This is a genomic window from Bacillus sp. 123MFChir2 (assembly GCF_000383235.1).
Taxonomy (GTDB): Bacteria; Bacillota; Bacilli; order Bacillales; family Bacillaceae_G; genus Bacillus_A.
In genome coordinates this window covers 1-22,949 of the sequence record NZ_KB910954.1, presented here as the reverse complement: position 1 = coordinate 22,949, position 22,949 = coordinate 1, and the positions used below count along the sequence as shown (strand labels likewise).

Annotated in this window: 27 protein-coding genes and 1 pseudogene; 20 read left to right on the top strand and 8 right to left on the bottom strand. The window is 34.5% G+C overall.

Annotated elements, in window-relative coordinates:
* Nucleotides 1–119 precede the first annotated feature (119 nt).
* The gene (gene mntA / locus H280_RS0115460; RefSeq protein WP_020062047.1) at nt 120–527 is read left to right on the top strand and encodes a type VII toxin-antitoxin system MntA family adenylyltransferase antitoxin; all 408 of its coding nucleotides are present in this window, start codon (nt 120–122) and stop codon (nt 525–527) included.
* Nucleotides 517–930, top strand: a complete 414-nt coding sequence (gene hepT / locus H280_RS0115455; protein WP_020062046.1) for a type VII toxin-antitoxin system HepT family RNase toxin — start codon at nt 517–519, stop codon at nt 928–930. The genes mntA and hepT overlap by 11 nt, the downstream gene beginning before the upstream one ends.
* A gap of 27 nt (nt 931–957) precedes the next feature.
* Here hepT and H280_RS26765 read toward each other — a convergent pair whose 3' ends face one another.
* The gene (locus tag H280_RS26765) at nt 958–1,083 is read right to left on the bottom strand and encodes a hypothetical protein (protein WP_269208756.1); all 126 of its coding nucleotides are present in this window, start codon (nt 1,081–1,083) and stop codon (nt 958–960) included.
* Nucleotides 1,084–1,189: 106 nt separating this feature from the next.
* Here H280_RS26765 and H280_RS0115445 point away from each other — a divergent pair, with 106 nt between their 5' ends.
* The 4 genes from H280_RS0115445 to H280_RS0115430 all read left to right on the top strand — a co-directional run bounded on the left by H280_RS0115445 (nt 1,190) and on the right by H280_RS0115430 (nt 3,173).
* The gene (locus tag H280_RS0115445; protein WP_020062044.1) at nt 1,190–1,690 is read left to right on the top strand and encodes a DinB family protein; all 501 of its coding nucleotides are present in this window, start codon (nt 1,190–1,192) and stop codon (nt 1,688–1,690) included.
* A gap of 97 nt (nt 1,691–1,787) precedes the next feature.
* A complete protein-coding gene (locus tag H280_RS23705; RefSeq protein ID WP_020062043.1) occupies nt 1,788–2,246 on the top strand; it encodes a GNAT family N-acetyltransferase in 459 nt (152 codons plus the stop codon).
* A gap of 24 nt (nt 2,247–2,270) precedes the next feature.
* The gene (locus H280_RS0115435) at nt 2,271–2,783 is read left to right on the top strand and encodes an AAA family ATPase (protein WP_028411258.1); all 513 of its coding nucleotides are present in this window, start codon (nt 2,271–2,273) and stop codon (nt 2,781–2,783) included.
* A gap of 57 nt (nt 2,784–2,840) precedes the next feature.
* Nucleotides 2,841–3,173, top strand: coding sequence for a YfjL-like protein (locus H280_RS0115430; RefSeq protein WP_051094779.1), 333 nt, complete (start codon nt 2,841–2,843; stop codon nt 3,171–3,173).
* A 68-nt stretch (nt 3,174–3,241) separates the two neighbouring features.
* Here the strand turns inward: H280_RS0115430 and rluF are convergent, their stop codons facing one another.
* Nucleotides 3,242–3,958 carry a 23S rRNA pseudouridine(2604) synthase RluF gene (gene rluF / locus H280_RS0115425; protein ID WP_196810737.1) on the bottom strand — a complete coding sequence of 239 codons (717 nt, stop codon included), beginning with the start codon at nt 3,956–3,958 and terminating at the stop codon, nt 3,242–3,244.
* A 319-nt stretch (nt 3,959–4,277) separates the two neighbouring features.
* Between rluF and H280_RS0115420 the strand changes: the two genes are divergently transcribed.
* The gene (locus H280_RS0115420) at nt 4,278–5,723 is read left to right on the top strand and encodes a DEAD/DEAH box helicase (protein ID WP_020062039.1); all 1,446 of its coding nucleotides are present in this window, start codon (nt 4,278–4,280) and stop codon (nt 5,721–5,723) included.
* Nucleotides 5,724–5,868: 145 nt separating this feature from the next.
* Here H280_RS0115420 and H280_RS0115415 read toward each other — a convergent pair whose 3' ends face one another.
* Together H280_RS0115415 and H280_RS0115410 are read right to left on the bottom strand one after the other, a co-directional pair.
* Nucleotides 5,869–7,257, bottom strand: coding sequence for an MFS transporter (locus tag H280_RS0115415; protein ID WP_020062038.1), 1,389 nt, complete (start codon nt 7,255–7,257; stop codon nt 5,869–5,871).
* A gap of 55 nt (nt 7,258–7,312) precedes the next feature.
* Nucleotides 7,313–7,576 (bottom strand): hypothetical protein, encoded by a 264-nt coding sequence (locus tag H280_RS0115410; RefSeq protein WP_020062037.1) that lies wholly within the window; start codon nt 7,574–7,576, stop codon nt 7,313–7,315.
* A 373-nt stretch (nt 7,577–7,949) separates the two neighbouring features.
* On the opposite strand from H280_RS0115410, the gene H280_RS26760 reads away from it, so the two are divergent.
* The 3 genes from H280_RS26760 to H280_RS0115395 all read left to right on the top strand — a co-directional run bounded on the left by H280_RS26760 (nt 7,950) and on the right by H280_RS0115395 (nt 9,426).
* The gene (locus H280_RS26760) at nt 7,950–8,081 is read left to right on the top strand and encodes a hypothetical protein (RefSeq protein ID WP_020062036.1); all 132 of its coding nucleotides are present in this window, start codon (nt 7,950–7,952) and stop codon (nt 8,079–8,081) included.
* An 83-nt stretch (nt 8,082–8,164) separates the two neighbouring features.
* On the top strand, nt 8,165–8,692 hold the full coding sequence (locus tag H280_RS0115400; RefSeq protein WP_020062035.1) for a DUF6886 family protein: 528 nt from the start codon (nt 8,165–8,167) through the stop codon (nt 8,690–8,692).
* Nucleotides 8,693–8,910: 218 nt separating this feature from the next.
* Entirely contained in the window at nt 8,911–9,426 is a 516-nt protein-coding gene (locus tag H280_RS0115395; RefSeq protein WP_020062034.1) for a DUF6141 family protein, read from the top strand.
* A 193-nt stretch (nt 9,427–9,619) separates the two neighbouring features.
* Here the strand turns inward: H280_RS0115395 and H280_RS0115390 are convergent, their stop codons facing one another.
* A complete protein-coding gene (locus H280_RS0115390; RefSeq protein ID WP_020062033.1) occupies nt 9,620–10,360 on the bottom strand; it encodes a GntR family transcriptional regulator in 741 nt (246 codons plus the stop codon).
* A gap of 715 nt (nt 10,361–11,075) precedes the next feature.
* Between H280_RS0115390 and H280_RS0115385 the strand changes: the two genes are divergently transcribed.
* Nucleotides 11,076–11,954, top strand: coding sequence for a radical SAM/SPASM domain-containing protein (locus H280_RS0115385; RefSeq protein ID WP_020062032.1), 879 nt, complete (start codon nt 11,076–11,078; stop codon nt 11,952–11,954).
* Nucleotides 11,955–11,997: 43 nt separating this feature from the next.
* Here H280_RS0115385 and H280_RS23700 read toward each other — a convergent pair.
* Nucleotides 11,998–12,411 (bottom strand): annotated as a pseudogene (locus tag H280_RS23700) (hypothetical protein); the annotation flags it as partial.
* A 234-nt stretch (nt 12,412–12,645) separates the two neighbouring features.
* Here H280_RS23700 and H280_RS0115375 point away from each other — a divergent pair.
* The gene (locus H280_RS0115375; RefSeq protein ID WP_020062030.1) at nt 12,646–14,271 is read left to right on the top strand and encodes an ATP-binding protein; all 1,626 of its coding nucleotides are present in this window, start codon (nt 12,646–12,648) and stop codon (nt 14,269–14,271) included.
* A complete protein-coding gene (locus H280_RS0115370) occupies nt 14,264–14,992 on the top strand; it encodes a response regulator (protein WP_020062029.1) in 729 nt (242 codons plus the stop codon). The genes H280_RS0115375 and H280_RS0115370 overlap by 8 nt, the downstream gene beginning before the upstream one ends.
* A 272-nt stretch (nt 14,993–15,264) precedes the next feature.
* Here the strand turns inward: H280_RS0115370 and H280_RS0115365 are convergent, their stop codons facing one another.
* Together H280_RS0115365 and H280_RS0115360 are read right to left on the bottom strand one after the other, a co-directional pair.
* A complete protein-coding gene (locus H280_RS0115365) occupies nt 15,265–16,299 on the bottom strand; it encodes a 2-hydroxyacid dehydrogenase (RefSeq protein ID WP_020062028.1) in 1,035 nt (344 codons plus the stop codon).
* A 30-nt stretch (nt 16,300–16,329) separates the two neighbouring features.
* Nucleotides 16,330–17,388 (bottom strand): AEC family transporter, encoded by a 1,059-nt coding sequence (locus H280_RS0115360; RefSeq protein WP_020062027.1) that lies wholly within the window; start codon nt 17,386–17,388, stop codon nt 16,330–16,332.
* A 431-nt stretch (nt 17,389–17,819) separates the two neighbouring features.
* Here H280_RS0115360 and H280_RS0115355 point away from each other — a divergent pair, with 431 nt between their 5' ends.
* From H280_RS0115355 to H280_RS25190, 7 genes are all read left to right on the top strand, one after another.
* Complete coding sequence (locus H280_RS0115355; protein WP_020062026.1) at nt 17,820–18,524, top strand: lantibiotic protection ABC transporter ATP-binding protein; 705 nt, start codon at nt 17,820–17,822, stop codon at nt 18,522–18,524.
* 3 nt (nt 18,525–18,527) lie between these two features.
* Nucleotides 18,528–19,280 (top strand): lantibiotic immunity ABC transporter MutE/EpiE family permease subunit, encoded by a 753-nt coding sequence (locus H280_RS0115350; protein WP_020062025.1) that lies wholly within the window; start codon nt 18,528–18,530, stop codon nt 19,278–19,280.
* A gap of 1 nt (nt 19,281) precedes the next feature.
* A complete protein-coding gene (locus tag H280_RS0115345; RefSeq protein ID WP_020062024.1) occupies nt 19,282–20,040 on the top strand; it encodes a lantibiotic immunity ABC transporter MutG family permease subunit in 759 nt (252 codons plus the stop codon).
* A gap of 51 nt (nt 20,041–20,091) precedes the next feature.
* Nucleotides 20,092–20,754: a response regulator transcription factor gene (locus tag H280_RS0115340; protein WP_020062023.1), complete on the top strand. Its 663-nt coding sequence runs from the start codon at nt 20,092–20,094 to the stop codon at nt 20,752–20,754.
* Entirely contained in the window at nt 20,742–22,103 is a 1,362-nt protein-coding gene (locus H280_RS0115335) for a sensor histidine kinase (RefSeq protein ID WP_020062022.1), read from the top strand. Before H280_RS0115340 ends, H280_RS0115335 begins: the two co-directional genes overlap by 13 nt.
* A 173-nt stretch (nt 22,104–22,276) precedes the next feature.
* Nucleotides 22,277–22,690, top strand: coding sequence for a GNAT family N-acetyltransferase (locus H280_RS23695; protein ID WP_020062021.1), 414 nt, complete (start codon nt 22,277–22,279; stop codon nt 22,688–22,690).
* A gap of 102 nt (nt 22,691–22,792) precedes the next feature.
* Nucleotides 22,793–22,949, top strand: a 157-nt coding sequence (locus H280_RS25190; RefSeq protein ID WP_196810734.1) for a transposase, incomplete at its 3' end; no start/stop codon positions are given.

The following is a 22,949-nucleotide window of genomic DNA, read 5'->3' as shown; positions in this document are numbered from 1 at the left end:
GTGAAAACCAAAAATATTGAATCAGTTTTTTTTAGTGCCCACGCTTTTGATTTTGTACGTAGTCTATTACTTCTTATGCTAAAATAAAGGATAAGAATGGTAAGGGAGGATGGGTAAAAATGATTCCTCAAAACATGATAGCATCCATTATTGAAAAATTAATAAAAACAGTAAATCCATATTGGATTATTGTATTTGGATCGACAGCACAAAATCGGACAAGAGCAGATAGTGATATCGATATAGCATATGTTAGTGATGGAACTTTAGATCATTACGAACGCTTTTTACTAGCGCAGGAGTTAGCCAATATTGTTCATAGAGATGTTGATTTAGTTGATTTATCACAGGCATCAACGGTTTTTCAAGCACAGATTATCCATGAAGGAAAGACAATATATTGTTCGGATGAAGAACGCAAGGTTGTATTTGAAATGAAAGTTCTCAAAATGTATGCAAGATTGAATGAAGAACGACGTGTTATATTTGATGATATTAAGAAAAGAGGCGCTATACATGAAGAGTGAAGTCATTTTAAACAAAATTGCTACAATAGAACGGTGTATCAAGAGAATTAAAGATGTATACGAAAACAACCCGGAGAATTTAGAAGATTATACGAAACAAGATTCTATCATTTTAAATATACAACGAGCGTGTGAAGCGAGTATTGATTTAGCGATGCATATTGTCGCAAGTAAGAAGCTAGGATTGCCACAATCTAGCCGTGAAGCATTCGATTTACTCGTTGAAGCGAACGTTATAAATAAAGACTTAGGCAATAATTTAAAAGCAATGGTAGGATTTCGGAATATTGCTGTCCATGATTATCAAAGTGTCAACTTAGACATTGTTCAAAAAATTATTGAGAAACATTTGGGTGATTTTAAATTATTTACGAAGGAAATTTTTGGGGTTTTGGATTTGTAAACTTGAAACCACATCATCTCTACAGTTTTAGCGGTGGTGTGGTTTTGTTATTCTATAACTTGCTCTTGGGTGCCATGTTTTCTCTTGAAATGCCATCGCTTGATCAATGTACACTTGCCCGGTATGCCATACGTGTATTTTACTTGTCATCATTTTTTCACCTCTGGATAAAATATTAGATTAATTATAAGATGATTATGTATTTTATGGAAATTTATTGTTTTAATAAAATATTATGTGGAATATGGGGTGAATAGACATGCAATTGTTTTTTCGAATTACGTATCATCGTATGTACGACCATTATCGTCCGAAACTACTCCAAGCAATTGAGTGTTTAAATACTGAAGAATTGTGGAAGCAGGAGATGAATTCAATTGGTGGCATTGCCTTACATATTTGTGAGCATATAAAGAGAAATACAGCTCGGTACTCAACTCCGGATATAAAGTTTGAAGAAGGGATTGAAGAGTATTTTCCTCATTTAGATATCTCATCAACGGCGCTATGTTCGATTATTGAAGAGACATTTGCAAATTGGAAAAGGGAGTTTGCGAAAGCGGTAAATAGTAAACAAAATGTAGAGATAGATATACATAGCCTCCTTCACCTTGTTGAACATACTGGCTATCATTTAGGGCAAATTGTTGACCGAGTGAAAAGAATAACGAACACGAAATTTGATTTTTGTCAAAATGGACTAAATGAAAGAAATTTGAAAGGAATGATTGAAAACAATAGTGATTTGCTAGATTCATAAGTATTTCTTATATGTATCCTAAAGTTTTGACTCATTTTGCGGAAATAAAAGATATTATACGATTAATTCAAATATGAGTTGAAAGGAAATGATGCCAATGCTTACATTTCGTCATGTCGATGTAGAAAAAGATAAACAGACGATCATTAGGTTTTTCACAGATACAGATGAAGAACTTGCGTTTGATGAGAGTGAATATATAAAGTATGCGAAGCAAAAGCAATTCCATTTTCCAGAAGGATTTGTTCTTTTGGAACGTGATCAACAGGTAGTTGGAGAATTAGTCCTTCGGTATGATCAGTATGAAGGAAGAGAGATTGGGTATGTAAGTTTTGTATATGTAATTCCAGAGGGGCGCGGGAGGGGATATAGTAAAGAACTTTTTCAATATGCTGAGGAGCAGTTTAAAAAACGTAATGTATTTGAATATCATCTTCGCGTTGCACAGTCTAATTTGAGAGCCATCAAGTTTTACGAAAAACAAGGACTTGAAAGATTGGGAGAAGAGCGGAATTCTTACAATCAGCGCTGCTGGAGAATGGGGAAGAAGATGTAGGTAGGAAATGGGACGGTGGTCGTATTGAAATATAAACTTCCTAATAAAATTCATATCATAGGCTCTGTTGGGAGCGGAAAAACAACTTTAGCAAGAATGTTATCTTCACAGTTACATATTTCATATTATGAGCTCGACAACGTTGTTTGGAGACGGTCTGAAAAAGGGGATATAAGAAATACGCCTGAAGAAAGAGATGAGCAGCTGAACGATATTGTCAGTTCCGATGCTTGGGTTGTTGAAGGAGCTCATCATACATGGGTATCTCAAAGCTTTCAACATGCAGACATCATCATTTTTTTAGATGTAGCCCTTTCGAAGAGGATATATAGAATAACGAAAAGATTTATTTTACAACTACTTCGGCTTGAAAAGGCGAACTATAAGCCTAGTTTTAATATGTATTTGAAGATGTTTAAGTGGACGAGGGATTTTGAAAGAGAGAGTAAAGCGGAGATTTTGCATATGTTAAGGGAGTATGGTGGTAAGGTGGTTGTTTTGAAGGATAATAGGGAAGCTGATAGATACATGATATAAAAAGGGGACATTTTGTCGGAGTACTGCTAAAATAAATTCATATCATGTTACGGAGGAATCACTAAAGTGAATAAAAACATAACTAGAATAGCCATTCTACTAACTTCCCTCATTGGCGTTACCGTTTTATTTCTTTACTTCACATGGAACGGTACTCCATGGGAAAAACAAACTGCTATTTCTGAATCAGAAAAATATATTGCGAAATACTTCGATTTAGATGCGAAAATCAAAGGCACTTCTTACGATCATAAAATGGATAGTTATGAAATTTCATTTGAAACAAATAAAGGTAAGAATTTTACTATTGAATATAAAGGACCGAACCGTTTTGATATTTCTCCGGGAGTTCAGGAGTATTTAAGCCAACACTCTAAAATTACAAAGTAATAAGGCTGAAACAAAGAAGTAAAAAAGATGGACCAAAACAGTTTCTTCCTGTTTTGGTCCATCTTTTTTTACCATTCCTTTGGCTCATAGTTCAAGTCTTGGAATAATCGATTACGTTCTTTTTTAGACAAGTCTCTCCATTGTCCAACGGGTAGATTACCTAAATGAATATTCATAATTCGAGTTCGCTGTAGTCTATACACATCGTAGCCAAGTGCTTCACACATGCGACGAATTTGACGATTTAGTCCTTGTGTTAAAGTGATTTGAAAAACATATTTAGAAAGTTGTTCCATCTTACAAGGCAACGTTTTCGTACCTAAAATTTTTACACCTTCAGCCATTCGTTTTAAAAATTCAGGAGTAATCGGCTTGTCTACTGTAACAATGTATTCTTTCTCATGCTTATTTTCAGCACGTAAAATTTCATTGACTATATCTCCATCGTTCGTAAGGAGTATTAAGCCATCTGAATCTTTATCTAGTCGCCCAATATTAAAAATTCTTAATGGGTGATTGACTAAATCAACAATATTACCCTTAACATTTTTTTCTGTTGTACTCGTAATACCAATGGGTTTATTTAAGGCAATATAAACATAATTACTTGCCATTCGTATTTGGTTACCGTTTACACGAACATCATCCCCGGGCTCGACTTGGCTACCTATTTTCGCAACCTTTCCATTTATCGTGACTTTTCCTTCAGTGACTAATTTATCTGCACCGCGTCTCGATGCTTTTCCAGCTTCACTAATGAACTTATTAATACGCATGTTAAACACAACCTTAAGTAGAGAGTTAATAGTATTAGAATATTGGATTCGCATTTGATTTTCAAGGGGACAAGCATAATGAATTACAGAATAGCGGAAAAAACAACAAAAAATATATGGAATGTGTTTTTATTGAGATAACTTTGTTCAGAAAAAGATGTGTTAGATTTTGTAGGCATATGCATTGAAAATAACGTATACTTATTAATACTCTACATTGATGTATTTTCTGAAGGCTTGAAAACAGGTTTAGCAGGAATTATGCATATGGTATTCATACAATGGTGAAAAATACATACAAGAATCTATAACAAAATGAGGTTAGTACATGAGTCCACAAAGTTTTAACGATTACGCATTGAGTAAAGAAATTGTAAGAGCACTTGCTAGCTTACAATACGAAAAGCCAACAGAAGTGCAAGAGAAAGTCATCCCGATTGCATTAGAAAAGAAAGATCTTGTTGTAAAATCACAAACAGGAAGCGGTAAGACAGCTTCTTTTGGAATTCCGCTTTGTGAAATGGTTGAGTGGGAAGAAAATAAACCGCAGGCGTTAATTCTTACACCAACGAGAGAACTTGCTGTGCAGGTAAAAGAAGATATTACGAATATAGGAAGATTTAAGCGTATTAAAGCAACTGCGGTTTATGGAAAATCCCCATTTGCACGTCAAAAATTAGAACTGAAGCAAAAGACACATATTGTTGTCGGCACTCCAGGGCGTGTATTAGATCATATTGAAAAAGGGACTTTCTCGTTAGAGCGTCTGAAATATTTGGTGATTGATGAGGCAGATGAAATGTTAAATATGGGCTTTATCGATCAAGTAGAAGCCATTATTGACGAACTACCTACGAACCGAATGACGATGCTCTTTTCTGCGACATTACCAGAAGATGTTGAAAATTTGTCTCGTACATACATGGAATCACCAATCACTATTGAGATTCAAGCATCTGGAATTACGACAGATAAAATTGAACATAGTCTTTTAGAAGTGAGGGAAGAAGAGAAGTTCTCTCTTCTGAAAGATATAACAACGATTGAAAATCCAGATAGTTGCATTATTTTTTGTCGTACGCAAGAAAATGTAGATGATGTATTTAGACAGTTAAACCGTTCTGGCTATCCTTGTGATAAAATTCATGGCGGTATGGTGCAAGAAGACCGATTTGCCGTAATGAATGATTTTAAAAGAGGGAAATTCCGTTATTTAGTAGCGACAGACGTAGCAGCAAGAGGAATTGATATTGAGAATATTACCCACGTTATTAATTACGATATTCCATTAGAAAAAGAAAGTTATGTACACCGCACAGGAAGAACGGGACGTGCTGGTAATAGCGGAAAGGCAATTACATTTGTAACTCCGTATGAAGAAAGATTTTTAGCAGAAATCGAAGAATATATTGGTTTTGAAATTTTAAAGATAGATGCACCTTTAAAAGAAGAAGTTATCACAAAAAAGGCGGTATTTGAAGAAAAAATAAATGCTAAGCCAATTATGAAAAAAGATAAAAGTGCTAGTCTCAATAAGGGAATCATGAAGCTTTATTTTAATGGCGGAAAGAAAAAGAAAATCCGAGCAGTGGATTTCGTTGGTACAATTGCCAAAATCCCAGGTGTTACAGCGGATGATATCGGGATTATTACGATTCAAGATAATGTTTCTTACGTTGAGATATTAAACGGAAAAGGACCACTTGTTTTAAAAGTAATGAAAAACACAACGATAAAAGGTAAGCAGTTAAAGGTTCATGAGGCGATTAAGTAAAAGGAACTATCCACTTTAATAGGTGGATAGTTTTTAAAATCAAAAAGAACCCTAAACTTTTCGTCTTAGGGTTCTACTCTGAAATTATTATTTTACGGTTTTCTTACAACGAAATTCTATATAATTAGTTAATGAAAAACGTAACCTATTTTGTCGCTTTTCGACCTACTAATACCCAGTACAGAGATAAGCTGAAAAGGGCAATGAATACGAGAATGAATAGGATGTTACTAAACATGGAAGTATCCACATTGTTTGTCATTCCGAAGAAACTTTTTTTCATTGCGGAATGGTCCATCATTGCCGCTGTGTAGGCAATTCCAATTGACATCGCAACATTCAGTGTTAAGTTATAAAATCCGATTGCTGTTCCTGTTTTTTCTTTATCAATTGTACAAATGCAAGAATCAAGTAATGGAGCATACATGAATGCAAATGAACTAGAGAATAGAACCATAGAGATTACGAATACAACAACAGAAGTTTTGATAAAGAATCCGCCTAATAGTAAGCTGATCATAATGCTGCACATAGCGAGCGTAATACATTGCTTGCTTCCCATAACCTTCGCAACTTTTCCAGAAAGAGCCCCAACGATAGTCGCTGCGATATAGCCTGGAATTAATAATAGTGAAATTGTATCTAGCTGTAAACCATAAATCTTTTCAAGCAAGAATGGGAATAGGAAAATATATGCTAGCTGTACAGAGTAAATGATAAAAGCAACGCCAAGCAATGAGATAAACTGCTTATTTTGGAAGAATGAGATTCCAATAAAAGCTTTTGAGTTCTTACTAATATAAGTAAGGAACAAGGCAATTGCAACAATAAACAAGAGTAGGTAAAGCCAATTAAAATCTGTAATATATAGTAGTAAGGATGCTGAAATAGCTCCAACTAGAAATAATCCTAATATATCTACATGACTGTTTTCCGTTTCTTCCTTAGGAATATATTTCAAAATAAAAGGAAGAGTGAAAAGGGTTACTAAAGAAATTAAAAATAAAGTTGTCCAATGGAAGTATGTTGAAACATAACCCCCAGTTAATGCACCGATAAGCTGTGAAAGAGCAAAACTACTTGTACTTAATCCTAAAAATTTCTTTTGTTCATCTGCAGGTAAATGCTTTGTGACAAATATTACATATAACGTTTCAGCTGATGCTAAACCAGCAGTTTGGATAATACGTGAAATAACAACTAGTAAAAACGAATGTTGAAAAATATATCCCATGATGGAACCAACGCAGATTAAAATAATCCCAGCGCTAAAAAGTTTTCTAAAACTAATAGAATCTGCTAAAGCTGCGTAAACGACTGCTCCAATTCCAATTACAAGACCAGCTAATGTTGCTTGCCAGCTAACTGTTGTTGCTGAAATGTTAAAATCTTTTGCCATATCAACAGAAATAATCTTAAACGAATTGTCAATTACTAAACATAATAGGAATAACAGTAAGGTAACAGGTACTGCTTTCTTAGCACTATATTCCTGAGTTTTTTTCATGCTTACATCTGCATTTATTGTAGACATAGCGATATTCCTCTCCTTTTGTGATCTAGGGATGATTTTCCTAAATCATGATTATCTAACTATCAATTAATCGGATGGCTTCAGTAATTTCTACGCCATTTTCTTCATAGGTGGGATTTCCTTGTGCACAGTTGTACCCATTTTGTTTTTTCCTTTTTACGATATTCAAAAAGGAAGCGATTGCATGAATAACTGAAAAAAACTTACATTTTGATTTCGCTTTCATAATCATGCGTGATAACCCATTACAATATCGTATACAAGGAAGCATTCGCGTGAAAAACATCTTATGTTTGATTCCGCTTTCATGATTATGCATGATAACCTCTTGTGATATACAACATTGTACAGTTGTCTAAAAACTTGTATACATCTTAACAATGAAAAGGATACCACACCTTGTCATTGCTCACAACCCATCTTTCTTTTGGAATTTGTCTGTTTTGTTACAAAAAAGAAGTGGCAAATCAAATTGTTGATTTGAACAGAAAGCCTTATTATTTTAAGAATTAAAAAAGCCAGACATCCGACTAGGGATATCTGGCTTGCGCTCATATTAAAAAAGACATAACACTACCTACATGATATAAAAAACTGAATTATAAGTCTATATTTTTTTTCTTAAAAATGAAAAAATATGAGTGTGCACAAGAAACGTAACGTTACGACCAATATAGAAAAGAGGGCGTACGATGAGAAGAACAATGACGACTGATGAAGCGATTAAGCGCTGGAATAAACATGCTGACTATTTTACAGCAGGCTATGATGAGCACGGTGGTATTCATAGAGAGGTATTGTTAAATACTGCAATCGCAATTTGAAAAGGATTTACACTGTGCGGATTTCATTGTATGTAAATTGAGAAAATAAGGGACAGGATCATGCATGATAAGGAGGGAAGCGTGTGCAGATATTCCACGTAAGTGAAGAGAGTGATATTCAAGTGTTTCATCCCAGAACACCGACTCGAACGGACTTAGATCCAACGAAAAGGCTCGTATGGGCAATAGATGATCAATGTTTACCTAATTTTTTGACACCTAGAAATTGTCCACGTGTTTGTTATCACGTTGGTCCAAATACATCTGAAAGCGACCAGCAAACTTATCTATCATCAAAATCATGTTCGCATGTTGTCGTTATTGAAAACAAATGGTATGAAACGATGAAACATACGAAATTATACTTGTATGAATTTGATACAAAAGAGTTCACACTGCAAGATGAGAATGCTGGCTATTATGTAAGTGAAACAGCGCAAATTCCAATTGCCAAATGGGAAGTAGTTGATGTATTTCAAGAGCTGTTTACACGTAATGTTGAATTACGTTTCGTAAATGATTTGTGGGATATGTTTGATGAAATTCAAAACACAACGTTTCATTGGTCCATGTGTAGAATGCAGTTTGCACAGCCGAGGTTTGAGGAATAATTTTTAAGAAGAGGATATTATGTTCAATATGAGCATATACCCTCTTCTCTTATACATATTAGTTTAGTTAAACAGATATTGAAAATATAGTTCAATATGTATATAATATTCGGAAAAGTATATCCGCTTAAAGTGGAGGATGTAGCTCATAGCGGGAAGCATAGTGAGGTCTTTAGACCGAGCGTTAATATTACTACTTTAGGAGGTGGCAATCAGTAATGAAACAACAAGAACACGTTATCTTTCGTGAGGTTCAGCGACCACAACAAATTTGGGTATGGATACTCATATTGGGGATCGCCATACTGATGTGGTATGGATTCATTCAACAAATTATCCTTGATACCCCGTTTGGAGATAAACCAGCTCCCAATGGTGTATTAATTGTTTTGTGGTTGTTTTTTGGGATTGCCTTTCCTGTATTAATGCTTGGGGTATTGAAACTGATCATTGAGGTCCGTGAAAAAGGTCTTTATGTTCGTTTTGTTCCTTTTCATTTTCAATATAAGCAGTACCTCTTCAAAAATATACTTCACTATGAAAGCGTTACTTACAGTCCACTAAAACGATTTGGAGGATGGGGAATTCGTTTTAACCTTAAGGGTGAAAAAGCCTATAACATGAATGGAAAGAAAGGTATAGAGTTAAAGTTGAAATATAGCACAGTGGTAATCGGCACTCAAAAACCGGACGAATTAAAAAAAGCATTGGACTCGGCACAAAAAGCAAAATGAAAATTAATCTTCAACAAACGGGCACGATTGTTGAATAAGAAAGGACATTACATATTTTATATTAGTCATATAAAATATGTAATGTCCTTAAATTTATTTGTTTTTTAATTTAGGTCTTGATAAAATCTTTTTTCAAAATGGATTCTTTTGCTTTGACGTGAGAGTTTGAGAAGTATTTTTTAGCTTCTTTCGATTACTTCGATGTTTTAATCTTAATCTGACTAAATTCAATTGGTATATAATATTTATTATAAACGACAGGATATTTATCGCTAATATAGACACTTTCTAAAATCAAATCACATTCTTCTCCGTGGAAAAGTTGGTATTTTAATGACGGAGTATTGACGGAATTAGAGCGTTTAATTTCGATAGTAGAGGAATTAGCAAGTTCATAGATTTTCTCCTCTAACATTTCCAGTACTTGCTTTTCGTTTTGTAAGTCAAGATTTAACTTCGAAACAGCTTCTATTGGCATCATTGTAAAAGCGAAAGCTACGATTTTATCGTTACTTTTATACCAGCGTTCCAATGCAACCACGGCAGTCATTTCTTGATTTAATACTTGCATGGCATAGTCTGTAACTAGGTCAATTCGGAAAGTAAGTTCGATATCATCGATTTTTTTCGTATAGCATTTATATAATGGATTCCCTAACTTCTCCAAGCCATCCATACTTTCATTATGATGAAACTTTGTAATGAAATTTCCTTTTCCATGGATATTTTTCACCAATCCATCTTCCTGTAACAGTGCTAAAGCATGCCGTAATGTCATTCTGCTTACACCAAATATTTTGGCCAATTCGGGTTCTGTTGGAAGCTTACTGCCTGGAGGAAATGTTCCATCCATGATTAATGTATACAACTGGTCATACACAGTGACGAATAACGGCTTTTTTTGTTTATTGAGTTCATGAAGTTTATTTTTCATTTTCTTATACCCCTATAGCTTTTTCAATTCATGACTATTCTTTTTTGTTCTATTGTAACTTACTTTTATGTGGAAATTAATACGCTTTCAAAAAAACATTATAATTGGCATTCGGTGTATGTGTTACGCCGGGGAAAATGCCTTTTCCCCGGCACCGATAATGATTACTGCCTTTACACTTGAATCTGTTTTAATTCTGTCCAAGAACATCTTGGTTTAACGCATTTAGTGCTTCTGGTCTGTTTAGTGTAATTGTTGCGATACTATTTTCCTAAGTATAGAGGATGATATTTTTATTTAACATCTTAATCCCTCCATTTGCCTTTTTAAAAATGATAAACCAAAATCTATCTGTAATTTTGAGTTTTTATTGAACGAACGATGAAGATCACTTGAATCCGAACGAAAGTTTCCTCAAATAAGCATGTTCCCATTTATGAAAAATTATGCTGTAATAGTGATAGAACAATATTTTACTCTGTTCTATATAAATTCATTTTGATTTCTCGACATATAAATCGCTGCTATGCAGAGTATAACGGGATCGCTACCGGCCTGCTCCCTTTGTTTTAAAACATCGCATGTGGCAGGAAAAGGCCCTGACCGCTCCTATGCACGGCTAGACGCTTACGTCCTCTCCTAAAAAGAAAGAGGTTTTTATGTCGTTTTTTCAATTTATATTTATATAAGTAGTCAAAGAAGTGAGGAATTGAGATTGAAAAAGTTTAAGAAGTTTTATTTAGAGATTACGAGTGTATGTAACCTCGCATGCAGCTTTTGTCCGCCAACAGAACGACAAAAACAATTTCTTTCTGTGGAGGATTTTGCAAAAAGGTTAGATCAAATTAAGCCTCACACAGACTATATTTATTTACATGTAAAAGGTGAGCCTTTGCTTCACCCTAAAATAGATCAATTGTTAGATATTAGTCATGAAAAAGGCTTTAAAGTTAACATTACAACGAACGGAACATTAATTAATAAAAAGAGAGACAGATTATTAAATAAACCTGCACTCAGACAGATGAATTTTTCGCTTCATAGTTTTGATGGCCATGAAGGTTCTAAAGATAAGGAAGGATATGTAAGAAGTATACTTTCTTTCATTAAAGAAGCAACGAGCCAATCAGATTTAATTGTTTCGCTCAGACTATGGAACTTAACGCAAGACAATAAGACAAATGTTGAAATACAACGAAACAGAGAGTTGCTAGCAATTATTGAGAAAGAATTTGATTTACCATACAAAATTGAAGAGAAGGTCACACCAGGAAGTGGTGTGAAAATAGCAGACGGCATTTATATTAATCAAGATTACGAGTTTCAGTGGCCTGCACTGCATGAAGAAGAAGACGATGGAAAGGGCTTCTGTTATGGCCTTCGAAATCAAGCAGGTATTTTAGCAAACGGAACGGTTATTCCTTGTTGCTTAGATGGTGAGGGCATTATTAACCTTGGAAATATTAACAATGACTCATTTTCTGAGATTATCGAAGGGGAACGAGCAACAAATCTAGTAGATGGTTTTTCACGAAGAGAGGCAGTAGAGGAACTTTGCAGAAAATGTGGATATCGGAAAAGGTTTGGAAAGTAGATTGAGAGGGATTAGGTTAGTAACCTAATCCCTTATTTATATATTATTGTGATTTCTTATTAAAGAATAAGTTTAAGTCTGTTTTGTCTATATCCTCTGCTAAAGCTTCATGTATCATATCGCTTAATACTTTCAATTTCTGTTTTTCAAAAAACGGGACACTAATTAAATAAGGTGTTCCTGATTTTTCAATGTTTAATATTGTTTGGATTCCATTACCTGCAATTCCTATACCTAAAATGAGTAGTATCAGACCAAGGATAAAGCTATTGTCTAAAGAACCCAATCCGATGAAAAATATAAATAATCCTATAATAATTGGTTTGATGAAGTATTTGGTAGATAACATAGCTCCAGAAATATTTTTTAGAGGGATACTTTGTTGGTCTTTACCAGCAGGGATAAATCCTAATATTGTGTTTGGTAAGTTTGTTTTTACAAACCTACTATCGACATCTCGTTATCTTTCTTTTTTTAAAACTGCGCATGTGGCAGGAAAGGGCCCTGACCGCTCCTACGCATCGCCAGTCCCTCTTGCCCATTTAAAAAAATGCTTTTCTGTCGGTTTTTCATAAAATAACTAAGTTGTTACGATTGGTAAATATATACTTGTGACGTATTTTTGAAGAAGTAGAAGAGGGAATAGAAAATTGTTAAAATAGCAATAAAGTAATATAGAAGGATTTTAGATATGATGCGAAATAAATGGTTATCTAAATTATCATTAAAAAAAATGACGACATTATTGGTGTTAATGTCAGTTATCGTTTCGTTAATAGCAAGTGCGACTCTGTTACATTTTTATGTGTTGGATCGAGAAAAGGATGTTGTAAATGAAAAATTGAAAAATACTGCTAGAGTGGTTGCGAAAGATCCCCGTGTCATAAATGAAGTTGCTAATGATTCGTCTAGTTCAGAGATAGAGCAGTATACGCTAGAAGTGATGGAATCGACAGGTGTTAGTTTTGTTGTTGTGCTTAATAATGAGCTAATTCGAAAATCACATCCAGATAAAAGTGTTATAGGAAAACCTTTTTCAGATATTGAGGATGCCAAAAAATCATTAAATGGTTCTGAGCATTTTTCCAAGCAAGTTGGTGTGTTAGGAGAGGGTACACGTTTCTTTACTCCGATTTGGAATGAAAAAGGGCAGCAAGTTGGTATTGTTTGTGTAGGTTTTATGCAGAAAACAATAAATAAAGAGTTATGGGATGCACAGAAAAATCTTTATTTGGGGTTAGGATTCGGCCTTTTTGTGGGAATATTGGGTGCATTGTATTTAGCAAAGCAATTAAAGAAAATATTATTAGGATTCGAACCTACGCAGATCGTGGCGAATATAAAGGAACGCGATACGATTATCGATTCTGTAGGTGAAGGAATCATTGCGGTGACTCCAGGTCGAAAAATCCTTTTACAAAATTTAAATTTTACAGAACTCATAAAGAAGGCTAAGTTTACCGGGGACAATATGAAAGAAGGGTACCTTGATAACGATATCTTTGCAACGTTTTTTGGAGAAGTATTTACAACAGGAAAGTCAATTTCCGATCATGTAATTGTCGTGAATCAGTTTGAATTCATCGTTAATATTCAGATTATCTATATAGATAAAAAAATTTATGGGGCGGTTGCAACGTTACGTGATCAATCAGAAATGCAGCAGCTTATTCGAGAACTTAGTGGAGCAGAACAATATATTGACGCCTTACGTGCGCAAAATCATAAATTTATGAACCAATTGCATACGATTTTAGGATTGATTGAATTGGAAAAATATCAGGATGTTAATCACTTTATTCGTGTATTAAATGCCGATTATCACCGTGAGATCGGGTTTGTAGCTGATAAAATTAAAAGTCCAGCAGTTGCAGGTTTTTTACTCGGAAAAACGAGCGAGCTAAAAGAGCAAGGTGTAACGTTAATGATAGACGCAGATTCTTATTTTCCAAGTATGAAAATGGGTGAGATGCTTCATGATTTGTTATTATCGATGGGGATTTTACTAGATAATGCCAAGGAGGCTATGTCGTTAACATTGATAAAACAAGCGACGCTCTTTCTGCACTATGATGAGGAGGAGGAAGTGATTCTAATTGAAGTGAAGGATACAGGAGTAGGCATAGATGGAGTGTTAATGGAACGGATTTTTGAGAGAGGGTTTTCAACAAAAGGCGAGGCAAGAGGCTATGGATTGGATGCTGTTCAATCAATTGTCAAACAATATGATGGGCTTGTTGATGTACAATCAGAAGTAGGGAACGGAAGCATTTTTCGAATGGAAGTACCTTATAAACGGAGGAACATAGATGATTAAAGTTATCATAGTTGAGGATGACCCTATGGTTGCAATGATCAATCGGCAATTTATTGAGCGGTTTGAAGGTTTTCGAATTATCGCTTCTGTCGGCAATATTGGGGAAATATGGAATGTAATTAATAAAAATGTACCTGATTTAATCTTACTTGATGTTTATTTACCAGGAGAAACGGGGATTGATTTTTTACAGACTGTACGTCAAAAGGCGCTTTCTATACCAATTATTATGATTACAGCAGCTCATGATATACCTACTATTAAGAAATCACTAGAGTGTGGGGTAATTGATTTCTTAATTAAACCTTTCTCATATGAAAGGTTTGAACTAGCAATAGAAAATTTTCTTCAATATCATTCACTAACTACTAAGTTAGAAGAAACCGATCAAGATACGTTAGATCAAATATTAATAAAAGAGAGGGTACCTTCTCTTGTAAATCCTGCTTGTAAGGAATTGCGTTCAAAAATTCCTAAAGGATTATCCAAAATCACATTAAAAAAAATTCTTCATGTGCTAGTGGAACAAGAGGGGTATTTTTCAACAGAGGATATTGCGAAAGAAGTTGAGTTATCACGTATTTCAACAAAGAAGTATTTGCTGTTTTTAAATGAGATTGGTTATTTAAGTGAAGAATTAAAGTATTTAGCAGTTGGACGACCAATTACGGTATTTCATGTTGTTCCTGAGAAAGAGCATTTGATTATGTCATTTAAATAAGTAGCATTGATGACACTATGTATACATCAAATAAAAAACTGACAGAAAAGCATTTTTTTAAATGGTCGAGAGCAACTGGCCGTGCATAGAAGCGGTCAGGGCCTTTTTCTGCCACGTGCGATATAAAAACAGAAAGAGAAAACGAGTGCAGGTGCTTTTTATTCTGCATAGATGGGATTTAGATGTTGCAAAATTTACATGCTGTGCGTTGAAGCCTAATAAAAAGAGTCAAACTTGAAAACAGCTTGACTCTTTTTTATGGAATATGGAAATTAGCTTATAGAAACAAGTTCTCGCTTTTTCGGTAAAGGAACAGCATTTGCTGTGTGCTCTTTTGTAATGATATCATGTAGGTTTTCGAAGCTTGTTTCGATCATATTCGTAAGTGCTTCATCTGTATTAGATCCCATATGAGGTGTCACGAGGACACGAGGGTATAGTTCTAGTAGTGCTTGAACGGTTGGGTCTAATTTTTTTGTTGTTTTATCAAATTTTTGAAAGAATATGTTTTCTTCATTCTCAAAGACATCTGTTGCAAAGCCTTCTAGTTTATGAGATTGCAAGGCATTAAGAATGGCTTCATTATCTTGCAGTTCACCTCGAGCAGTGTTAATGAGAATGGCTCCATCTTTCATTTTTGAAATGAATTCAGCATCGATCATTTTATCATTTGTTCCTGGGATATAAGGGACGTGTATACTTACGATATCACTTTCTTTTAATAAATTGTCCAATTCCATAAAGGTAACCGTTTGTTTCGCTGCATCACTTTGGAATACATCATACCCAAGCACTTTGGCACCAAGCCCTTTAAAAAGTTTTGCTTCTGTTAATCCAATTTTACCAGTACCAATAATACCGACTTTACAGTTTCTAATTTCTTTGCTGAACATCGTCCGATCGACAGTGAAATCTTGATTTGCTGTTTTTGTTGTTGTATAGGTTGTATGTCTTAATAATGACATAGCAAGTGTTAAAGATAGTTCTGCAATGGCATTTGGAGAGTAGGAAGGAACTCTTGCCACGTGCATGTCGTAATCTGCTGCTGCTTGCAAATCAATATGATTATAGCCAACGGTACGTGTGAATAAATATTTTACACCGTATTCTTTTAGCTTTTTAATATTTTGCAAATCTGCTATGCAATTTCCTCTTAATAAAACAGCATCCATTCCTCTAGCTGTTTCAATATTGTCGTGTCTAAGTAAGTCTTCAATTAAGCATAGATCGAAATTATGCTTATTTAATTGATTAAAAAACGGTACTTCATTTTCTCTAACTCCGTAACAAGCTACTTTTAATGTCATAGTTCATCTCTCCATTATCATGATAGTTTTTTATCCAAATATTCCCGTACCACTAATTAAATTAATGATGATAATCCACACAGGAATCATCACAACCGCACAAATTGTAGAAAGTAAAGATGCATTCGAAGCAAGCAGCGCATCTTTATCAAAGCTAATTGCATAAGCCGCTGCTACAGTAGCAGTTGGTGTCGCCATCATAATGACAACAACTCCTACAGAAATAGCGCTCATTGAAAGAATTCCTGTAAGTGAAAGAATTGCGAGAAATACAATGTTGATAATAGGAACGAACACAATTTTGTTTATGCTGTAGATGAAAGATGTCCGATCTGTAATCGCTGTTTTGAAGTTTACAGCACCGAGTGTTGCTCCAATCGAAAGCCAAGCAAGTGGTGAAGCTAGTCCTGATAAATAAGTCATCGGTTTATATAACCAAACGGCAGTCCGATCAATTCGTAAAAATGCAACGTTTGATACTTTTCCATTAGCAGCTGTAATGGCTACTTGAGGTAAATATTCTTGGAACATCCAGATAAATAATCCGAGAAAAGTCGCAATGACAATAGGATTTGCAAACATTTCTTTTATATTTTTTGCTTCCATTTTCAGGCCACTCATCTTGATATAACCATACGAGTATAGAAAAATTCGGTAACCAATATTGAAAATGGAGGCGTATAGCACACCTTTAGGTCCATATATAGCACCTACAATCGGAATACCAAAGAAAGTTGTTGAACCGAAAATTGTTAAAACACGTAATGTATCTTGCTTGTCACCTTTAAATTTTAGATACATAGGCTTAGAGACAAAAATTAAAATAATGTAAATAAGTAATCCCCAAATTAAAATGTTTATTCCTTCAGCTAAAGATTTTTGATTAATATCCATCATAAAAGATGTGAAAGCTAGAGCAGGTAAAGCAACGGATAATACGACTTTTGATAGCATCTTTCCAACTTGATCATTAAAAATTCCTTTTTTGCGACAAAAGAAACCTAGCAATATAATGAAGATTGTTGAAGTAATGGCACTGAGAATATTCATATTAGTGACGGTCTTCTGAATAATTTGAAATACATTCATGGATCTTTCCTCCAAACGAATTAATTTGTGAATAAGTTCACAAACAGTGATAAAATTTTAGCCGGCTATTTCTTATAAGGACATCATAAAGTTATTTGACTTATTCAAAAACAATTTGGAATTAACATAAATTATGTAATTAAAGTAAGTGAAATATTGAGCAAAGTCTGCGCGGTTTTACAGTAATAGGAAATGAAGTGATCCCTTTCAATAGTTTCAAATCATTTTCGTTAATTACGTATGTATTTATTTAAGGCAGAAATAGAATTCTAGTCATTGTTCATATGAATGTTATCTCATCATGATTCGGGGTTTTTGTGTGCCTTTACATATCATTCCTTGTTTCAATCGCTATATTTTTCATTTTCCTTATAGAATCCTTATAATTGTCATTTATTCTAGACTTACCAAAGACAAGGAGGAAGTTTAGAATGAGTGAGATGATTTTAGAAACAAAGAATCTTTGCAAAACATTTCAAAAACAAAGGGTAGTACAAGATATTTCACTTTCTGTACCGAAACATTCAATTTACGGATTGTTAGGTGCGAATGGGGCAGGGAAATCAACTACTTTGAAAATGATAACAGGCATGCTTACGCCTACTTCTGGTGAAATTTATTTCGATGGTCATACATGGACGCGGCATGATTTACATTTTATCGGTGCTTTGATTGAGTCACCTCCGCTGTATGAAAATTTAACAGCAAGAGAAAACTTGCTTGTTCGCACGACTGCTTTAGGGTTGCCAAAGTCAAGGATTGATGAAGTATTGCGTGTTGTAGAGCTAGAGAATACAGGGAAGAAAAAGGCTGGTAAGTTTTCGATGGGAATGAAGCAACGATTAGGAATTGCGATTGCGTTGCTTAATCATCCGAAGCTTTTAATATTAGATGAACCAATGAATGGACTGGATCCTTTTGGAATACAGGAATTAAGAGAATTGATTCTTTCTTTCCCTAGCAAAGGAATTACCGTCATTTTATCCAGCCATATTTTAAGCGAAGTAAGTCAGGTTGCAAATCATGTTGGGATTATATCGAACGGCGTATTGGGGTATCAGGGGGAACTGAATAAGACCGATGACTTGGAAAACTTATTTGTACAAGTGGCGAGAAAATATAAAAGGGAGGCATAAGAAGTGATTCCATATCTTGTATCTGAAAAAATCAAAATTAGACATACTTTTTTGAATAAACTTATCTGGCTAGCTCCATTAGCTCCAATGCTGCTTGCTTTTTTAATAGCGGGAGATTATTTTCAACTATCTAGTTACAACTGGTGGTACACTACTATTCTTCCAGGAATGATTTCTTTAAGTTGTGTACTTTTTGCGGAGAAGGATAAAAAAATGAATAATCGAGCTATTTTATCGTTACCTATTTCGTTAAAACGAGTATGGCTTTCTAAAATATTACTAGTTTTAGGAATTTTAATTTGTTCCTGCATGATTTCTTTCTGTGGCATACAGTTATCTAGTTTACTAGTAAATAAAGAGAATTTCCGAATCATTCCTGCGATGAATGTATTATTAGGAAGCATTGTTTTGATCGTTACATTTATGTGGCAAATTCCTATATGTTTGTTTTTAGGTAACAAAATAGGTTTATTTCTAACGATTCTATTGAATATGGGAGCGAATGTATTTTTAGGAATTCTATTTGCAACAAAAAGTATGTGGTGGATGAATCCATTTACATATCCAGCCAGACTCATGATTCCTATTGTGAAAATATTACCGAATGGGTTGTATGCAGAACCAGGAAGTGTAACGTTCACACCAGAGCTTCTTTCCTATCATGCCCTACTGCCAGGGATAGTCATTTCGGTAGTGCTGTTTCTTTTGTTTACTTATGTGACGACAAAATGGTTTGGAAAGCAGGAGGCAAAATAAAATGGGAGTTTTACCAAGGTTATTAAGCGCCGATTTTCTAAAGATGAAGGGTACCACTTTTTTCTGGATACATATAGCGATGCCAATTATCGGAATTGTTCTATTTTTAAGTTATTACTCCTTTTCAAAACTTGATTCTATTAGTAAGGTTCCTGGTTATATACAAGTATTATCAATAGCTTTTCCGCTCTTAATTAGTGTTGTATGTTCTTTTGTTGTAGAACAAGAAGTGTTAGCAGGGAATTTTACAGAACTTTTATCAACAGAGTACGGAAAGCGGAAAGCATTTATTAGTAAAGTATGTTTGCTGTTAATATGCGGATTTTGTTCTACCATATTGGCAGTCTTTGGGTTTGCGGTAGGGTTTCATTTTCTGCTAGGACAGAATGAATTACCACTGTCTTTCTATTTTTGGATATCTTTCGTCCTTTTTGGATGTCAGATTTTTATGTATCTATTCCATCTGTTCTTGAACTTTCGCTTTAGTAAAGGTGCTTCCATTGGAGTTGGCATTATGGAAAGCTTGCTGGCAGCTTTAATGCTTACCGGAATGGGAGAAGTTATTTGGAAATACATGCCGTGTGCGTGGGGAATGAGATTGAGTAATAGTTTTTTTGCATACAGATTGAATCCAGATTCGTTTCATACTTTACCAGTAGATATTCAAATGGGAGTAATTATATGTATTTGCTCAACGATCATTGCGTTTGTTATATCACTTATTTGGTTTTCCTTTTATGAAGGGCGTAAAGAAATGTAAACACATTTTGTAAATACAGCATTATAATGGAAGTTGGAGGAGGGGACCTGTATGGCAAAAATATTAGCAATTGATGATGAAGAGGGCATTCTTTATATTATAAAAAGTGCTTTAGAAAAAGAAGGACATGAGGTAACTGCCGTGAGTAATCCTCTTACGATTTCAAAGAACAATTTTTCTCATTATGATTTAATTTTATTAGATGTCATGATGCCGGAAATAGATGGATTTACACTCTGTCAGGATATCCGGGACTTGGTTGATAGTCCTATTGTGTTTCTAACTGCGAAAACAATGGAAAAGGATTTGATCACAGGGCTGAGCCTTGGCGGCGACGATTATATAACAAAGCCTTTTGGAATTGGCGAACTGCGTGCAAGAGTATCAGCACATGTAAGGCGTGAACATAGGGAAAAGCAAAATGCATTTTCTCTGTCTGGTCTTACATTTCATCTATCGAGTAAAGAAATATCGTATGACGATACAGTTATTCCATTTACGAAAAGCGAGTATGGGATTTGTGAGTATTTAGCTTTGAATCACGGTCAAGTTTTTTCAAGAGAAAAAATCTATGAAAATGTTTTTGGATATGATGGTGATAGTGACAATCAAGTCATTGTGGAACATATTAAAAATGTTCGCTATAAATTATCTAAGTATGGTATGAATCCAATCGAAACAGTGTGGGGAATCGGATATAAATGGAAAAGGTAAAAAAACAAATCAATCTCCGCAAAATTTTTATACGGTATATTTTCGCATTTTCAATAGGGACGATTGCTTTAGTTGCTATTCATATGAGCTTGTTCAGTATTGGCGTTAACACAGGAGTGATTCTTCCCGCGAATTATTATGAGAAACAAATTGAATCGCAAAGAGACGCCATAGTAAAAGCAGAACAAGGCGATGATCGGATTTTAAAACAATATAAATATGTTGTGTATGACTTTTCTGGAAACGTCATTCAAGGGAATATTCATAAAAATGATGCGAAGAAAATATGGGATAGCGTACAGAACAACGAAATAGGCGGAGGAGGATACTACTATGCAGTTATGAAGCGAAATAAAGATATTTGCGTCGTTTTATATACATTGCATACGAATTATAAAAATCCTGTTTTGCAGAAGTATTTACCAATCCCGGACATTTCTTTGATTATCTCTTTTATCCTATTATTTGTTGCAGAAGTGTTATTTCTATCTCGCTTTTTTGGGAAATCATTGTCAAAGGAAATGCTACTTTTGAAAAAAGTAACTGATAAAATTCAAAAGGAAGATTTAGATTTTCAAGTAGAGCAATCGAAAATAGTAGAAGTGAATGACATATTAAATTCCTTAGTAAAAATGAAAGATGAATTGAACGATTCTTTGCGTAAACAGTGGGAGATGGAAACGAATAGAAGAGAACAGATTGCTGCTTTAGCGCATGATGTCAAAACGCCATTAACGATACTGAGAGGGAATGCTGAGTTGTTAAACGAATTCATGCTGGATTCGGATCAAAAGAAATGTAATGAGCATATTTTGAAAAGTGTTGCTGAAATGGAGATGTATATGCAATCATTGCTCGACATTACGAAAAGTGAGGAAGGGACTTCACTTCAATTTAAGCAGATAGAACTTCAAAACTTTATTGAAAATATTATAGAAGAAAGTGCAATTTGTGCTTTGGACAAACAGTTACATGTAATGAAAGAAGTTAAGAACATACCGAAATATATTCATGGTGATGAGGTTGCTTTGAAAAGAGCAATTATGAATGTGCTGATGAATGCAATTGAATATTCTCCGGTATGTGGTGACTTGTTATTCACAGTTGAAACCGTTCATAATAAGGTTCGATTTATTATCGAGGATGTAGGAAGAGGATTTACAAAAGAAGAAATGAGTTCAGCTACAGAACAATTTTATAGGGGAGATAAAAGTAGAAACTCAAAACATCATCATGGAATCGGATTATATATTGCAAAAAACTTTGCAAATCAGCACGGTGGAAATATTTACTTAAGTCATTCAGACAAGCTAGGCGGAGCAAGAGTTGTTTTGGAAATAGCGGTGTAGTGGAGGAAATGCCGAAAAAACGCATTAGACGTTGATTTGATGCGTTTTTTGTTTATAATTCTGTACAGATGTTACAAGTACATTTTCATATCTTTTGTAGGAAATCAAAGTATTGTAGAGAATACTTTGATATTGGGGAGCAAGGCGAAATTTCAATTTGAGGAAAATTTCATATGATAAGGGAATGCCAGTTTGAAGATTTAGAGCAGCTTATAAAAATAAGTAGTATGGAAGTAATAGATGCTGATTTGAATAACATGATGACTATTTTTAAGGAAACGAAACACTTTTTAGTGTGGGATGAATTAGGAGTAAAAGGTTTCGCTTTTGTGATTATAAGAAATAAAGAGAAAAGAGAGTGGGATATTCAAGTGTACGTTGATCCACGAGAAAGAAGAAAAGGAATCGGTACGTTACTTCATCAAGAAATTCATCGGCTTATAGAAAGTGAAAATCCGAGTGTTTTCGTTACAGAAGTCAGAGTGGATAAGGAGAATCCAGCTTCTTTTTACAGCTCTTTCCGAACGGGAAAGCCCATCGCCTTTAGGCATGGGATGAAAGTGAGGTTGGATACGGAGTACCACTGAAAATTGCGAGGTTTGTGGTACTTTAAGTATCCAAAATGTTGGTATCTTTTATTTTTTGTCTTTCGCGTTGTAGTTTAACGATCAAACTGATACAATGTGAATATGATAAATGATTATAGAAGAACCAAAACAACTGTGTCATTAATTAACTACCATTTTGTGTTTTGCCCGCGATACAGAAGAAAGATTTTTCTTAACACAAAAGTAGAAGAACGTTTCAAAGAGTTGGTTCAAGGAATATGCGGAGAACTGGATATTG

What these genes read in the sequence shown, in the direction of transcription:
- mntA (WP_020062047.1), top strand. Translation starts at nt 120, where the DNA reads ATGATTCCTCAAAACATGATAGCATCCATTATTGAAAAATTAATAAAA.
- hepT (WP_020062046.1), top strand. Translation starts at nt 517, where the DNA reads ATGAAGAGTGAAGTCATTTTAAACAAAATTGCTACAATAGAACGGTGT.
- H280_RS26765 (WP_269208756.1), bottom strand. Translation starts at nt 1,083, where the DNA reads ATGATGACAAGTAAAATACACGTATGGCATACCGGGCAAGTGTACATT.
- H280_RS0115445 (WP_020062044.1), top strand. Translation starts at nt 1,190, where the DNA reads ATGCAATTGTTTTTTCGAATTACGTATCATCGTATGTACGACCATTAT.
- H280_RS23705 (WP_020062043.1), top strand. Translation starts at nt 1,788, where the DNA reads ATGCTTACATTTCGTCATGTCGATGTAGAAAAAGATAAACAGACGATC.
- H280_RS0115420 (WP_020062039.1), top strand. Translation starts at nt 4,278, where the DNA reads ATGAGTCCACAAAGTTTTAACGATTACGCATTGAGTAAAGAAATTGTA.
- H280_RS0115415 (WP_020062038.1), bottom strand. Translation starts at nt 7,257, where the DNA reads ATGTCTACAATAAATGCAGATGTAAGCATGAAAAAAACTCAGGAATAT.
- H280_RS0115410 (WP_020062037.1), bottom strand. Translation starts at nt 7,576, where the DNA reads ATGCATAATCATGAAAGCGGAATCAAACATAAGATGTTTTTCACGCGA.
- H280_RS26760 (WP_020062036.1), top strand. Translation starts at nt 7,950, where the DNA reads ATGAGAAGAACAATGACGACTGATGAAGCGATTAAGCGCTGGAATAAA.
- H280_RS0115395 (WP_020062034.1), top strand. Translation starts at nt 8,911, where the DNA reads ATGAAACAACAAGAACACGTTATCTTTCGTGAGGTTCAGCGACCACAA.
- H280_RS0115390 (WP_020062033.1), bottom strand. Translation starts at nt 10,360, where the DNA reads ATGAAAAATAAACTTCATGAACTCAATAAACAAAAAAAGCCGTTATTC.
- H280_RS0115375 (WP_020062030.1), top strand. Translation starts at nt 12,646, where the DNA reads ATGATGCGAAATAAATGGTTATCTAAATTATCATTAAAAAAAATGACG.
- H280_RS0115370 (WP_020062029.1), top strand. Translation starts at nt 14,264, where the DNA reads ATGATTAAAGTTATCATAGTTGAGGATGACCCTATGGTTGCAATGATC.
- H280_RS0115365 (WP_020062028.1), bottom strand. Translation starts at nt 16,299, where the DNA reads ATGACATTAAAAGTAGCTTGTTACGGAGTTAGAGAAAATGAAGTACCG.
- H280_RS0115360 (WP_020062027.1), bottom strand. Translation starts at nt 17,388, where the DNA reads ATGAATGTATTTCAAATTATTCAGAAGACCGTCACTAATATGAATATT.
- H280_RS0115355 (WP_020062026.1), top strand. Translation starts at nt 17,820, where the DNA reads ATGAGTGAGATGATTTTAGAAACAAAGAATCTTTGCAAAACATTTCAA.
- H280_RS0115345 (WP_020062024.1), top strand. Translation starts at nt 19,282, where the DNA reads ATGGGAGTTTTACCAAGGTTATTAAGCGCCGATTTTCTAAAGATGAAG.
- H280_RS0115340 (WP_020062023.1), top strand. Translation starts at nt 20,092, where the DNA reads ATGGCAAAAATATTAGCAATTGATGATGAAGAGGGCATTCTTTATATT.
- H280_RS0115335 (WP_020062022.1), top strand. Translation starts at nt 20,742, where the DNA reads ATGGAAAAGGTAAAAAAACAAATCAATCTCCGCAAAATTTTTATACGG.
- H280_RS23695 (WP_020062021.1), top strand. Translation starts at nt 22,277, where the DNA reads ATGATAAGGGAATGCCAGTTTGAAGATTTAGAGCAGCTTATAAAAATA.